Below are 12,108 nucleotides of genomic sequence, written 5' to 3' on the forward strand. Positions count from 1 at the left end.
CAGCTACAAGGAGCAACGCGAGTTCGATGAGCTGCCCGCGAAGATCAAGGCGCTGGAGGACGAGCAGGCTGCGATCGACAGTGCCCTGGCCGACGGGCAGCTGTTTGCCACCGATGCCTCCCGGGCGACTCAACTCAGCGCCCGCCATGCGGAAATAGAAGAGGAATGGATGCAGGCCCTGGAGCGCTGGCAGGCGCTGGGCGGCACGTGAGCCCCAAGCGACCGGCCGCTGCCCCTGACCACGCCCGCCGAACCGCACGGGTGGCGCAGGCGGATGGCCGCCCCCCAGGCCCTTGCGGCGCTGCTCAGCTCGCCACCAGGCGCCTGAACACCTTCCAGAACGCCGCGTCCTGCGTGGTCGCGAAGTTGATGCGCATCAGCGTGCTGGGCGCGCGCGCCGCATGGAACAGCGCCCCGGGCGCAATCAGGTAGTCCTCGTCCAGCATGCGCTGCGCCAGCGCCTCGGTGTCCACGCCCGTGTCGACCCAGCCGAACAGGCCCGAAGGCTCGGCCACGAAGCGACAGCCCGCCGCCTGTGCCAGCTTCACGCTGCGGCTGCGCGCGGCGTCCAGCCGGGTGCGGATGCGCTCGGCGTGGCGGCGCAGCTGACCGCTCTCGATGCAGTGCGCCAGCGCGCGCTCCAGCAGGCTGGGCGTGGTCAGCGTCGCCAGCAGCTTGGTGTCCAGCAGTCGCTCGGTCAGCTCCGGCGGCGCCACCAGGTAACCCACGCGCCAGTTGGGCGCCAGGATCTTGGCAAAGCCGCTGACGTAGATGGTGCGCCGCAGACCGTCGAGCACGCTCATGCGGGTGGCGTGTTCGGGCGCAATGTGGCTGTAGGTGTCGTCCTCGACGATGTGGAAGTCGTGCTGCTGCGCCAGCTGCAGCACGCGGTGCGCGCTGGCGGGCGAGAGGCAGTAGCCCGTGGGGTTGTGCAGCACGCTGACGCTCACGAACAGCTTGGGTGCGTGTGCCTCGCAGTAGCGCGCCATCACCGCCAGGTCGGGGCCGGCCGGCCCGCGCGGCACCGGCAGGATGCGCATGCCCAGCGCATCGAGCCGCGCGAACTCCACCGCCCAGCCAGGCTCCTCGACCATCACGGCGTCGCCGGGTTTGAGCAGGGTGCGGCTGACGATGTCCAGCGCGTGCGTGGCCCCCACGGTGGTGATGATCTGCGTCGGGTCGGCCGGCAGACCCAAGCCCTGCAGCCGCGCCGCCAGCACGCGGCGCAGATGGCCGTCGCCCATGGGCTCGCCGTAGCGCAGCGAACTCTCGGCCAGGGCCTTCTGGCCGCTGACCTTGCGCACCGCGGCGGGCATGAAGCTCGATTCGAGCCACTCGGGCGGCAGCACCCCCATGCCGGGCTGGGGCAGGCTGCCGCTGGGGTGGAACATGCCGCGGATCAGCGTGGCGGCCGACAGCGGCGCGGCCCTGCGCAGTGCGGCGGGCGCTGCGGCCGGCGCCGCCGCATCGGCGTCGCGCAGCGGCGCCCGCTCGCGCACGAAGAAGCCCCGGTGGGGCCGCGCCTCCACCAGGCCCTGGGCCAGCAGCAGGTCGTACGCCGCCACCACGGTGGAAGGGTTCAGGCCGTGCTGGGCCGCGCACTGGCGCACGCTGGGCAGGCGCGCGCCCGGGGCCAGCAGGCGGTCGCGGATGCGGGCGGCAAAACGTTCGGCCAGTTGTTCGGTGAGTGTCTGGGCGGCGGTCCGGGTCAGCGCTGCGACCGCCGTGGCGTCTGGCGCAGCGTCTCTGGAATCCTTGCTATGGAACATGCGGTGTATGGCCTTCATGAACCACACAGATTCACTCCGTGACCCGGCCATCTGTATGGTTTGTGTATGGCCCACAAGGATAAAGTGCATTGCATGTCCCCACAAGTCCTCTCGGCGCAGCCATGACCGCCAGCGAGTTCAGCGCCCTGCTGGTGCTGGCCACGGCCACCAGCTTCACGCCCGGCCCCAACACCACGCTGTCCACGGCGCTGGCGGCCAACGGCGGCCTGCCGCGCGCGCTGCGCTTCATTGCTGCGGTGCCAGTGGGCTGGGGCCTGCTGTTCACTTTGTGCGCGGCCGGCGTCGGCTCGCTCGTGGTGGCGGTGCCGGCGCTGCGCTGGGCCATTCTGGTGGGTGGCACGGTTTACCTGCTGTGGCTGGCGCGGCGGCTGTGGGGCAGCCGCTCGCTGAGCACGGTGGACAGCTCGCGGCTGAACGTGGGCTTCTGGCAGGGCGTGGGCCTGCAGTTCCTTAACATCAAGGCCTGGATGCTGGCACTGTCCATCGTCGCGGGCTGGATCGCCGGCCAGGCCGACGCCCCCCAGCGCTTCGTCTCGGTGCTGCCGGTGCTGCTGGCCTTCGCCTTCGTCAGCAACCTCAGCTACGCGCTCGTCGGCTCGCTGCTGCGGCACTGGCTGGCCGGGCCGGTGGTGAACGGCCAGCCCAGCGGCGCGCGCCTGCTGGTGTTCAACCGGCTGATGGCGCTGGCCCTGGTGCTCACCGCCGCCTGGATGCTGCTGGGCGGTGCCGGCCTGAACGGCGGTGCGGCATGACGACCACCACGCTGCCGCAACAACGCATGAGCGACGCCACCCTCGGCCTCTGGCTGGGCCTGCTGGGCGTGGTGGTGTTTGGCCTCACCCTGCCGATGACGCGCCTGGCGACGGGCACGGTGGACGCGCCCCAGCTCTCCCCCTGGTTCGTGACCTGGGCGCGCGCTGCGCTGGCCGGTGGCCTGTCGGCCATCTACCTGCTGGCCACGCGCTCGCGCCTGCCGACACCGGCCGAGCGCGGGCCGCTGCTGCTTTCGCTGGCCGGCAACGCCATCGGCTTTCCCTTGCTGCTGGGCTGGGCGCTGCGCCACGTCACCGCCAGCCACGCGGCCGTCGTCAACGCGCTGCTGCCGCTGGCCACCGCGGCCGTGGCGGCCTGGCTGATGCACCAGCGCGCGCGCCTGGGCTTCTGGCTGTTCGCGGTGCTGGGCAGTGCGCTGGTGGTGGCGTTCAGCCTGGTGCGTGCGGCCCAGGCGGGGCACGGTTTCGGTTTTGAATGGGCCGACGCGCTGCTGGTCGGCGCGGTGCTGGCCGCCTCACTGGGTTACGTCGGCGGCGCCCAGGTGACCCCAAAGCTGGGTGCCGAGCGCGTGATCAGCTGGGTCTGCGTGATGGCGCTGCCGCTGACGGTGCCCGGCGCGCTGCTGACCTGGCCCGAACAGCCGATCGCCCTGTCGGCCTGGCTGGCGCTGGGTTATGTGGGCGTGTTTTCCATGTGGGCCGGCTTCTTCGCCTGGTTCCGCGGCCTGGCCCTGGGCGGCGCGCTGCGCGTGAGCCAGACCCAGCTGCTGCAACCCTTCGTCAGCATCCTGGCGGCCGTGCCACTGCTGGGAGAATCGCTGGACGCCATCACGCTGGGCTTTGCCCTGGCCGTGGTCGCCACCGTCTTCATGGGCCGGCGCATGGCCGCCCCCATACCCCGACAACCACCATCCCACCCGGAGAACCGCCCATGAGCGCCCACTGGACCCTCGCAAAACGCGCCCACAAGATGAACCCCTCGGTGATCCGCGAAATCCTCAAGGTCACCGAGAAGCCCGGCATCATCAGCTTTGCCGGCGGCCTGCCCTCGCCCAGGACCTTCCCGGTCCAGGCCTTCGCCTCCGCCTGCGACGCCGTGCTGAAAACCGACGGCGCCGCCGCGCTGCAGTACGCCGCCAGCGAGGGCCTGCCGGCTCTGCGCGAGTGGATCGCCGGCCAGCTGCCCTGGGACGTGAGCCCGGACCAGGTGCTCATCACCACCGGCAGCCAGCAGGGCCTGGACCTGGTGGCCAAGGTGCTGATCGACGAGGGCAGCACGGTGCTGGTCGAGACGCCCACCTACCTGGGCGCGCTGCAGGCCTTCACGCCGATGGAGCCCAAGATCGTCAGTGTGGACAGCGACGACGAGGGCATTGATGTGGCCGACCTGGCGAAGAAGGCGCCGGGCGCGCGCTTCCTCTACGTGCTGCCCAACTTCCAGAACCCCACCGGCCGCACCATGAGCGAGGCGCGCCGCCAGGCCCTGGTGGACGCCGCACAGGCCGCCGGCCTGCCGGTCATCGAAGACAACCCCTACGGCGACCTGTGGTTCGACCAGCCGCCGCCCAAGCCACTGACCGCGCGCAACCCCGAAGGCTGCATCTACCTGGGCTCGTTCTCGAAGGTGCTGGCCCCCGGCCTGCGCCTGGGCTACGTGGTGGCGCCCAAGGCCATCATGCCCAAGCTGCTGCAGGCCAAGCAGGCGGCCGACCTGCACAGCCCCACCTTCAACCAGCGCATGGTGGCCGAAGTGCTCAAGGACGGCTTCATCGACCGCCACGTGCCCACCATCCGCGCGCTCTACAAGCACCAGTGCGAGGTGATGCTGGACGCCCTGAAGAAGGACATGGCCGGGCTGGACGTGCAGTGGAACTCGCCCGTGGGCGGCATGTTCCTCTGGGCGCGGCTGCCCGAAGGGGTGGACGCGGTGGACCTGCTGCCCAAGGCCGTGGACAAGGGCGTGGCCTTCGTGCCCGGCGCCGCGTTCTACGCCGACCAGGGCGACCCGCGCACCATGCGCCTGTCCTTCGTGACGGCGAGCGAGGAGCAGATCCGCATCGGCATCCAGGCGCTGGCCGACGCCATCCGCGAAGCCGTCAAGGGCTGAAATGACCCCCACGCTCGCCACTTCGTGTGCTTCGCTGCCCCCCGAGGGGGCGTCAGTCGCCTTGGGGCGGCCCGGCGGAGACTGAGACATGCTGCGCATCTGGGGCCGGCTGAGTTCGATCAATGTGCGCAAGGTGGTGCTGTGCGCCCAGGTACTGGGCGTGCCATTCGAGCGCATCGATGCGGGGCTGAGCTACGGCGTGGTGAACACGCCGGACTACCGCGCCAAGAACCCCAACGGCCTGGTGCCGCTGCTGGAAGACGGTGACTTCACGCTCTGGGAATCGAACGCCATCGTGCGCTACCTGTTCGCCCGTGAGGCTTCGCCGCTCTACCCTCAGGACCTGCAGCGCCGCGCCGACGCCGAGCGCTGGATGGACTGGCAGCAGACCACGCTCAACCCGGCCGGCAGCCCCGGCTTCAAGCAGCTGATCCGCACGCCCGAGGCGCAGCGCGACCCGGCCGTGATCGCTGCGTCGGTGGCGGCCACCGAGCCGCTGTTCGCACAGCTGGACGAGCACCTCGCGCGCCAGCCCTTCATGGCCGGCGACGCGCTGACCATGGCCGACATCCCCATCGCCTGCGAGGTGCACCGCTGGTGGGGCCTGCCGCTGCCGCGCCCGGCCTGGCCGCACCTGGAGCGCTGGTACGCGCAGTGGCTGGCGCTGCCCGCCAGCCGCGGCGTGCTCGACCTGCCCCTGTCCTGATCCCGGAGAGCCTTCATGCAGCAACGCCCGTTCAAACAAGTCGACGTCTTCACCACCACGCCCTACCGCGGCAACCCGCTGGCCGTGGTGCTGGACGGCAGCGGCCTGTCGACCGAGCAGATGCAGCACTTCACGAACTGGACCAACCTGTCGGAGTGCACCTTCCTGCTGCCGCCCACGCCCGAAGGGGCCGCCGCCGGCGCCGACTACCGCGTGCGCATCTTCTGTCCGGGCCGTGAACTGCCGTTTGCCGGCCACCCCACGCTGGGCAGCTGCCAAGCCTGGCTGGAAGCGGGCGGTGTGCCGCGCGGCGAGCACGTGGTGCAGGAATGTGGGGTGGGGCTGGTGAAGCTGCGCCGCGACGGAAACCGTCTGGCGTTTGCCGCACCGCCGCTGATCAAGAGCGGCCCGCTGGACGAGGCCGACGTGACGCTCATCGCCCGCGGCCTGGGCGTGGCGCGCGAGGACATCACCGCGCACGCCTGGTGTGACAACGGCCCCAACTGGCGCGGCGTGATGCTGCGCAGCGCCGAGCAGGTCCTGGCGCTCAAACCCGACACCACCGTGCTGGCCGGGCTGGACATCGGCGTCGTGGGCCCGCGCGGCAAGGTCGGCGTGGTCGGCCCGCAGGACGCGGGTGACACGCAGTTCGAGGTGCGCGCCTTCTTCCCGGGCAACAACGGCCTGGCCGAAGACCCGGTGACCGGCAGCCTGAACGCGGCCCTGGCGCAGTGGCTGATCGGCGCCGGCCTGGCCCCGGATCGCTACGTGGCGGCCCAGGGCACGGCCCTGGCGCGCGAGGGCCGAGTGCACATCGAACGCGCCGCGGACGGCACGGTCTGGGTCGGCGGCGCCAGCGTCACCTGCATCGCCGGCACGGTGCAGCTGTGAACCAGGCCAGCAGGGCCGGCATCGACCACCTGGTGGTGGCCGCGCCGTCGCTGGCCGAGGGTGTGGCCTGGTGCGAAGCGACGCTGGGCCCGACGCCCGGACCCGGCGGCGCCCACGCGCTGTTCGGCACGCACAACCGGCTGCTGCGCCTGCACAGCACGGTGCACCCCAAGACCTATCTCGAAATCATCGCCATCGATCCGGCGGCCACACCCACCCGGCCGCCCCCGCTGCGGCGCTGGTTCGACCTCGACGACCCGGCCCTGCGCGAGCGCCTGCGGCGCGAGGGGCCGCAGCTGATCCACTGGGTGGCCAGCGTGCCCAACATCGATGCCGCCTGTGCGCGGCTGCGCGCCCTGGGCATCGAGCGCGGCCCCGTCATCGACGCCTCGCGCCCCACGCCGCAGGGACTGCTGCGCTGGCGCATCACCGTGCGCGACGACGGCCAGCGCCTGTTCGGCGGTGCGCTGCCCACGCTGATCCAGTGGGGCGACACGCACCCGGCCGACGGCATGACCGGTGCCGACCTGGGGCTGCAGGGTCTGACGCTGCAGCACCCCGACGCCGGGCGCCTGACCGCCGCACTGACTGCCATCGGGCTGGACGGCGTGGCCGTGCACACCGGCCCGGCCGGTCTGCGGGCCGACCTCACCACCGCCGATGGCCAACCCCTGGTCCTGAACCCGAGCACACCCGCATGAACCTGCCCACCCTCACCGACATCGAAGCCGCCGCCCAGGTGGTCTACCGCAGCTTACCGCCCACGCCGCAATACCGCTGGGGCCTGCTGAGCGAACGGCTGGACACCGGCTGCTGGCTCAAGCACGAGAACCACACACCGGTGGGCGCGTTCAAGATCCGGGGCGGACTGACCTACTTCGACCAGCTGCAACAGCGCGGCGAACGGCCGCGCGAAGTGATCAGCGCCACGCGCGGCAACCATGGCCAGAGCATCGGCTGGGCGGCGCGCGAACATGGTGTGGCCTGCACCATCGTCGTGCCGCACGGCAACTCGGTGGAGAAGAACGCGGCCATGCGCGCGCTGGGCGTGCAGCTGGTCGAACACGGCAGCGACTTCCAGGAGAGCCGCGAGCACGCCATGCGGCTGGCGGCCGAGCGCGGCGCGCACATGGTGCCCAGCTTCCACAAGGACCTGCTGCGCGGCGTGAGCACCTACTGGTGGGAATTCTTCAAGGCCGTGCCGCAGCTCGACGTGGTCTATGTGCCCATCGGCCAGGGCTCGGGCGCGTGTTCGGCCATTGCGGCGAAACAGGCGCTGGGCCACCGCGCGCGCATCGTCGGCGTGGTCAGCGCGCACGCCACCACCTACGCCGACTCGATCGCGGCCGGCCGGGTAGTGGAAGCGCCGGTGACGACGCAGCTGGCCGACGGCATGGCCTGCCGCGTGGCCGACGCCGAGGCGCTGGCCATCCTTGCACCCGCGCTGGACCACATCGTGCAGGTGACGGACGACGAAGTGGCCCAGGCCATGCGCGCGGTCTTCGCCGACACCCACAACGTCGCCGAAGGCGCGGGCGCCGCCGCGCTGGCCGCGGCCCTGCAGGAAAAAGAAACGCTGAGCGGCCTGAACGTCGGCCTCAGCCTCAGCGGCGGCAACGTCGACAGCGCCACCTTCGCCAAGGTGCTCCTGACCTGAGGGGGAGTTTGTCGAGAACAGCGCGGAACCGGCTCCGCCGGGCCGCTGCTGTTGCCCCCTGGGGGGTGACCCGCCGTCAGGCGGGGCGCGGGGGGGACACGAGCCGTGCCACAACCTCGCAGAAGGCCTCCACCGCGTCGGTCTTGAACACCACCTCGGTCACGCCAGCCGCCGCCGCTTCGGCCTGCAACTCGTCGCTGATGTAGCCCGATGCCACGGCCACCGGCAGTTCCGGATTGATGGCCAGCACCTCGCGCGCCACATCGACGCCCGACATGCCCGGCATGTTGTAGTCCGTCATCAGCAGCTGGAAGCCCTGCGGCTGGGCCCGCACCGCATCGATCGCCTCCTGCTGGTCGCAGACCGCCGTGACCTTGTAGCCCCGGCGCTCCAGCAGCCGGCGCACCAGGAACACCAGGGTGTCGTCGTCGTCCAGGTAGAGGATGTGTGCAGGTGCGGCGCTGGGGTCGTCGGACATGGCTGGAGGCTCCACTGAAAAGGGTGCGGGCGGAGACGGCTCGCCGCCGGGGATGGGAGCCATTGTGCCGCCATCCGCGAAGACCACTTCCGGTACCGATTCGGGGGCCGGTGGCTTGTCGGCGGTGGCCGGGAAATACAGGGTGAAGGTGGAGCCCTCGCCCGCCCGGCTCTCGACCGTGATCGCACCGCCGTGGGCCTCGACAATGCCCAGCACCATCGGCAGCCCCAGCCCCGTGCCCTGGCCCACGCGCTTGGTGGTGAAGAAGGGCTCGAAGATGCGCGCGCGCGTGGCGTCGTCCATGCCGCAGCCGTTGTCGCTCACGGCGATGCGGACCGCACCCAAGCCGCTGCGCCGGCACGGCTCCAGCAAAGCTGGCGGCAGCGCCGGGTCGTCCGGCCCGACGGTGTCGATCCGGAACCCGATCCGGCCCGGCTGCCCTTGCAGCGCATGCACCGCGTTGGTCCCCAGGTTGAGCAGCACCTGCCCCAGCCGGGTCGCGTCGGCGAGGATGGCCGGGCCATTCGGCGCCACCTCCTTGACCAGCTGGACGTTGGAGCCGATGGCGGTGCGCAGCAGGCTGCAGGTTTCGGTGACGATGGCGTCGGGACAGACCGGTGTGCGCGCCAGCGGCTGCTGGCGGCTGAAAGCCAGGATCTGGCGCACCAGTTCGCGCCCGCGCCGCGCCGCACTGCTGATTTCGTGCAGGCTCTGCCGCGCCGGATGGCCCGTTGGTAGATCCTGGCGTGCCAGGTCGGCGTTGCCCAGGATGGCGGCCAGGATGTTGTTGAAGTCGTGCGCCACGCCACCGGCCAGCGTGCCCAGCGCCTCCATCTTCTGCGACTGCGCCAGCTGCTGCTCCAGGGCCCGCTGCTGCTGCTGCATCTGGCGCAGCGCCGTGATGTCGACGAAGGTGAAGACCACGTGGCGCAGGCCGCCCAGCACGTCGTTCTCCGGGTAGGCGTTGCACAGCGCCCAGCGGATTTCGCCTGCGATGTGGATGCCCACCACCACATCAGACACGGGCTGCCCGGTCGCCAGCACGCGCTCGAACGGCATTTCGTGTCGTGGCAGTCGCTGCCCGTCGGGGCCCAGCAGGGGCCAGACACCGGTCGCAGGCGGTTGCCCGCCCTCCGGCCAGTTCAGGAAGCGACGGGTCGCGGCATTGATCCGGGCCACGGACCGATCAGGTCTCAGCACCAGCACCCCGGCGCCCAGGTTGTCGACCAGCGCACGCGACTCGGCATCCCGTTCGGCTATGGTCTGCCGGGCCCGCTGCGCCTCCTGACGCATGCGAAGCGACACCAGCGCGCCGTAGATCATCACGCGCACCAGCTTGGTCATCAGGAACAGCATGAGGAAGGTCGCGGCCACCTCGTCGAGCGGACTCAGGTGGCCGGCCATCCACACCAGCATGGACACCAGCACCAGGGCCTCGAAGGCGGAGAGCGCCGTCAGCGCCCGGAACTCCGGCGGCGCCCGCCGCAGCCCCACGCGCACCAGGTCGCGCAGCGACAGCAGGCTCAGCATCAGGCCGGAGCCGACGTAGAGCATCTGCAGCAAGGCCGCCGGCTGCGGGCGGAAAGATGCGGCCAGCAGCGCGACCAGCAGCCCCGCGGAAGACACGCCGACGAACTTCAGCGGAAGATCCCAGCGCAGGTAGCTGCGCAGACCGACCCAGGCGAAAGCGTTGGCAACGAACATCAGCAGCCCTGCCATCGCGCCCATCTGGGGCGACATGCCACCGGCGCGCGCCATCAGCGCCAGCGAGCCTGCAATCGACACCACCGAGCCCAGGGACCACCAGCCCGGGCCGCCCATGGCCGGGTAGCGCCGCATGAGCGCCCAGAACGCAAACGCGATCAGCACCTCCAGCAGGAGGCGCATCAGCAGCAGGGTTGCGAGATCAGGCGTCATGCGCCGGGTCGGAAACTGGCATCGGCCGATTGGATCACGGCGCCGCACGGCCGGGTCCGGGCAAAACGCACAAAAAAGGCCGCCATTTAAGGGTTGTGCCCACCGGCGTGGCGCCTGCGCGACCCGCAGTCGCTGCGGGGACAAAGTCCGGGAGCGGGCTGCGCCCAGAATCCCGCCCCATGGGAACCCTCTACCTCGTGCGCCACGGCCAGGCCTCCTTCGGAGCCGCCGACTACGACCAGCTCAGCGACCTGGGCCAGCGCCAGAGCGAGCGCCTGGGCCGCTACTGGGCCGAGCGCGGGCTGCACTTCGACGCCGTCATCACCGGCACGCTGCGCCGCCACGCCCAGACCTGGGCCGGCATCGCGCGCGGCGCCGGGCTCGAACTGCCGCCCACCGAATGGCCGGGGCTCAACGAGTACGACAGCGGCGCGGTGATCCGCGCCATCCTGCCGCGCGGACAGGACCAGGCGCTGGGCGACCCGCACAGCCCCGAGGGCTACAAGGCACATTTCCGGCTGCTGCGCGATGGCCTGCGCCAGTGGATGACCGGCACCATCAGCCCCGAGGGCATGCCCGCCTACACCGATTTCGTGCACGGCGTCACCAGCGCGCTGGAGCATGTGCGCGCCCACCACGCAGGCCAGAACGTGCTGCTGGTCTCCAGCGGCGGGCCGATTGCCACGGCGGTGGGCCATGTGCTGGGCCTGAGCCCGGACGCCACCATCGACCTGAACATGCGCATCCGCAACAGCGCGGTGACCGAGTTCCAGTTCAACCCCAAGCGCCACCACCTGCTGACCTACAACACGCTGCCGCACCTGGACAGTCTGGCCTACAAGGACTGGATTTCCTACGCCTGATCAGGCGGGCCGGCCGCCGGGCCGCCTCAAGGCAGGCCCAGCCCACTCGGGGGGCAGCGACCCGCACAGCGGCGGAGCGTGGGGGCTCAGTTGAACGCGGTCTGCTCGCGCAGGGTGTCGGGCGACAGCCGGTCGATCTCCGCCAGCGCCTGGGCCAGCGCCCGGCCGGCCGCGTCCAGCAGCGCGCGGCCATTCTCGGCCGTGGCCGCCGCCGCATTGCCCACGGCGCCCTGCGGGTTGTAGTCCTGCATCATCCAGCCGAGCTTGGCGCTGCGGCCGTTGCCCAGCGTGGCGAACCGCTCGGCCCGGTCCTGGGAAGTCGAACGAAAGTACTCGGCCTTGTCCATGCGCACGAGGTCCGGCCGCAGCGCCAGCATCATCGAGGTCTCGATCTCGCCGGCGTGGATGCCGAAGCGGTGTTCGTCGGCGCTGAACAGCGCATTCACGTCGGTGCCGGCCGCGTCGTGCAGCGGCAGGTTGAACCAGCTGATGCTGTAGACCAGCATGCCCAGCCGCGCGCGCAGGTCGCGCGCCACCAGGTCCAGCGCGCCCACCTGGCCACCGTGGCTGTTGAGCAGCACCAGCTTCTTCACGCCGCTGGCCGCCACCGCCTCGCCGATCTCGGTCCAGACCCGCACCAGGGTCTCGGCTTTGAGCGTGAGGGTGCCGGCAAAGCGGGTGTGCTCGGGCGAGAAACCGATGGCCTGCGTCGGCAGGAACAGCGCCGGCAGATCGGCCGGCAGGTGCGGCAGCGCCGCCGCCACCACGCCGTCCACGATGTCCGTGTCCACCGACAGCGGCAGGTGCGGCCCGTGCTGCTCGGTCGCGGCCACCGGCAGCACCGCGATGGCGCGCTCGCGGTTCAGCGCGGCGAAGTCGGCGGTGGACAAGTCGGACCAGAAGCGGATCGGGGCGTTCATGTGCCG

Annotated in this window: 12 protein-coding genes (1 of these 12 only partly in view); 9 read left to right on the forward strand and 3 right to left on the reverse strand. The window is 71.1% G+C overall.

Annotated elements, in window-relative coordinates:
- A protein-coding gene (locus BC358_RS05435; RefSeq protein ID WP_079365042.1) for an ATP-binding cassette domain-containing protein crosses the window boundary here: on the forward strand, positions 1-211 show its 3' portion. The gene continues 1,688 nt to the left of window position 1, outside the view; only the last 211 of its 1,899 coding nucleotides appear in the window; its start codon lies beyond the left edge, outside the window; it ends in the stop codon at positions 209-211.
- A 94-nt stretch (positions 212-305) separates the two neighbouring features.
- Here BC358_RS05435 and BC358_RS05440 read toward each other — a convergent pair whose 3' ends face one another.
- A complete protein-coding gene (locus BC358_RS05440) occupies positions 306-1,769 on the reverse strand; it encodes a PLP-dependent aminotransferase family protein (RefSeq protein ID WP_079365076.1) in 1,464 nt (487 codons plus the stop codon).
- A 122-nt stretch (positions 1,770-1,891) separates the two neighbouring features.
- On the opposite strand from BC358_RS05440, the gene BC358_RS05445 reads away from it, so the two are divergent.
- The 7 genes from BC358_RS05445 (at position 1,892) to BC358_RS05475 (ending at position 7,924) form a co-directional block, all read left to right on the forward strand.
- Positions 1,892-2,542 carry a LysE family translocator gene (locus tag BC358_RS05445; protein ID WP_079365043.1) on the forward strand — a complete coding sequence of 217 codons (651 nt, stop codon included), beginning with the start codon at positions 1,892-1,894 and terminating at the stop codon, positions 2,540-2,542.
- Positions 2,539-3,498, forward strand: a complete 960-nt coding sequence (locus BC358_RS05450; protein WP_143434184.1) for a DMT family transporter — start codon at positions 2,539-2,541, stop codon at positions 3,496-3,498. Before BC358_RS05445 ends, BC358_RS05450 begins: the two co-directional genes overlap by 4 nt.
- Positions 3,495-4,670, forward strand: coding sequence for a PLP-dependent aminotransferase family protein (locus tag BC358_RS05455; protein WP_066160413.1), 1,176 nt, complete (start codon positions 3,495-3,497; stop codon positions 4,668-4,670). The genes BC358_RS05450 and BC358_RS05455 overlap by 4 nt, the downstream gene beginning before the upstream one ends.
- A gap of 88 nt (positions 4,671-4,758) precedes the next feature.
- Positions 4,759-5,376 (forward strand): glutathione S-transferase family protein, encoded by a 618-nt coding sequence (locus BC358_RS05460; RefSeq protein ID WP_079365044.1) that lies wholly within the window; start codon positions 4,759-4,761, stop codon positions 5,374-5,376.
- Between the two features lie 15 nt (positions 5,377-5,391).
- Positions 5,392-6,267, forward strand: a complete 876-nt coding sequence (locus BC358_RS05465) for a PhzF family phenazine biosynthesis protein (protein WP_079365045.1) — start codon at positions 5,392-5,394, stop codon at positions 6,265-6,267.
- A complete protein-coding gene (locus tag BC358_RS05470; RefSeq protein WP_079365046.1) occupies positions 6,264-6,968 on the forward strand; it encodes a VOC family protein in 705 nt (234 codons plus the stop codon). Before BC358_RS05465 ends, BC358_RS05470 begins: the two co-directional genes overlap by 4 nt.
- The gene (locus BC358_RS05475) at positions 6,965-7,924 is read left to right on the forward strand and encodes a threonine dehydratase (RefSeq protein WP_079365047.1); all 960 of its coding nucleotides are present in this window, start codon (positions 6,965-6,967) and stop codon (positions 7,922-7,924) included. Before BC358_RS05470 ends, BC358_RS05475 begins: the two co-directional genes overlap by 4 nt.
- A 76-nt stretch (positions 7,925-8,000) precedes the next feature.
- On the opposite strand, the gene BC358_RS05480 is transcribed toward BC358_RS05475, so the two are convergent.
- A complete protein-coding gene (locus tag BC358_RS05480) occupies positions 8,001-10,319 on the reverse strand; it encodes a PAS domain-containing sensor histidine kinase (protein ID WP_079365048.1) in 2,319 nt (772 codons plus the stop codon).
- A 179-nt stretch (positions 10,320-10,498) separates the two neighbouring features.
- Here BC358_RS05480 and BC358_RS05485 point away from each other — a divergent pair, with 179 nt between their 5' ends.
- Positions 10,499-11,182 (forward strand): histidine phosphatase family protein, encoded by a 684-nt coding sequence (locus tag BC358_RS05485; RefSeq protein ID WP_079365049.1) that lies wholly within the window; start codon positions 10,499-10,501, stop codon positions 11,180-11,182.
- Between the two features lie 86 nt (positions 11,183-11,268).
- Here the strand turns inward: BC358_RS05485 and BC358_RS05490 are convergent, their stop codons facing one another.
- Positions 11,269-12,102, reverse strand: a complete 834-nt coding sequence (locus BC358_RS05490) for a creatininase family protein (RefSeq protein WP_079365050.1) — start codon at positions 12,100-12,102, stop codon at positions 11,269-11,271.
- Positions 12,103-12,108: the final 6 nt, after the last annotated feature.

The organism is Hydrogenophaga sp. H7, assembly GCF_002025745.1.
GTDB classification, from domain to species: Bacteria; Pseudomonadota; Gammaproteobacteria; order Burkholderiales; family Burkholderiaceae_C; genus Hydrogenophaga; species Hydrogenophaga pseudoflava.

Bases quoted from the DNA above. Each gene is read 5' to 3' on its own strand.
- BC358_RS05455 (WP_066160413.1), top strand. From the start codon at position 3,495: ATGAGCGCCCACTGGACCCTCGCAAAACGCGCCCACAAGATGAACCCC.
- BC358_RS05440 (WP_079365076.1), bottom strand. From the start codon at position 1,769: ATGTTCCATAGCAAGGATTCCAGAGACGCTGCGCCAGACGCCACGGCG.
- BC358_RS05465 (WP_079365045.1), top strand. From the start codon at position 5,392: ATGCAGCAACGCCCGTTCAAACAAGTCGACGTCTTCACCACCACGCCC.
- BC358_RS05475 (WP_079365047.1), top strand. From the start codon at position 6,965: ATGAACCTGCCCACCCTCACCGACATCGAAGCCGCCGCCCAGGTGGTC.
- BC358_RS05450 (WP_143434184.1), top strand. From the start codon at position 2,539: ATGACGACCACCACGCTGCCGCAACAACGCATGAGCGACGCCACCCTC.
- BC358_RS05480 (WP_079365048.1), bottom strand. From the start codon at position 10,319: ATGACGCCTGATCTCGCAACCCTGCTGCTGATGCGCCTCCTGCTGGAG.
- BC358_RS05485 (WP_079365049.1), top strand. From the start codon at position 10,499: ATGGGAACCCTCTACCTCGTGCGCCACGGCCAGGCCTCCTTCGGAGCC.
- BC358_RS05445 (WP_079365043.1), top strand. From the start codon at position 1,892: ATGACCGCCAGCGAGTTCAGCGCCCTGCTGGTGCTGGCCACGGCCACC.
- BC358_RS05490 (WP_079365050.1), bottom strand. From the start codon at position 12,102: ATGAACGCCCCGATCCGCTTCTGGTCCGACTTGTCCACCGCCGACTTC.
- BC358_RS05460 (WP_079365044.1), top strand. From the start codon at position 4,759: ATGCTGCGCATCTGGGGCCGGCTGAGTTCGATCAATGTGCGCAAGGTG.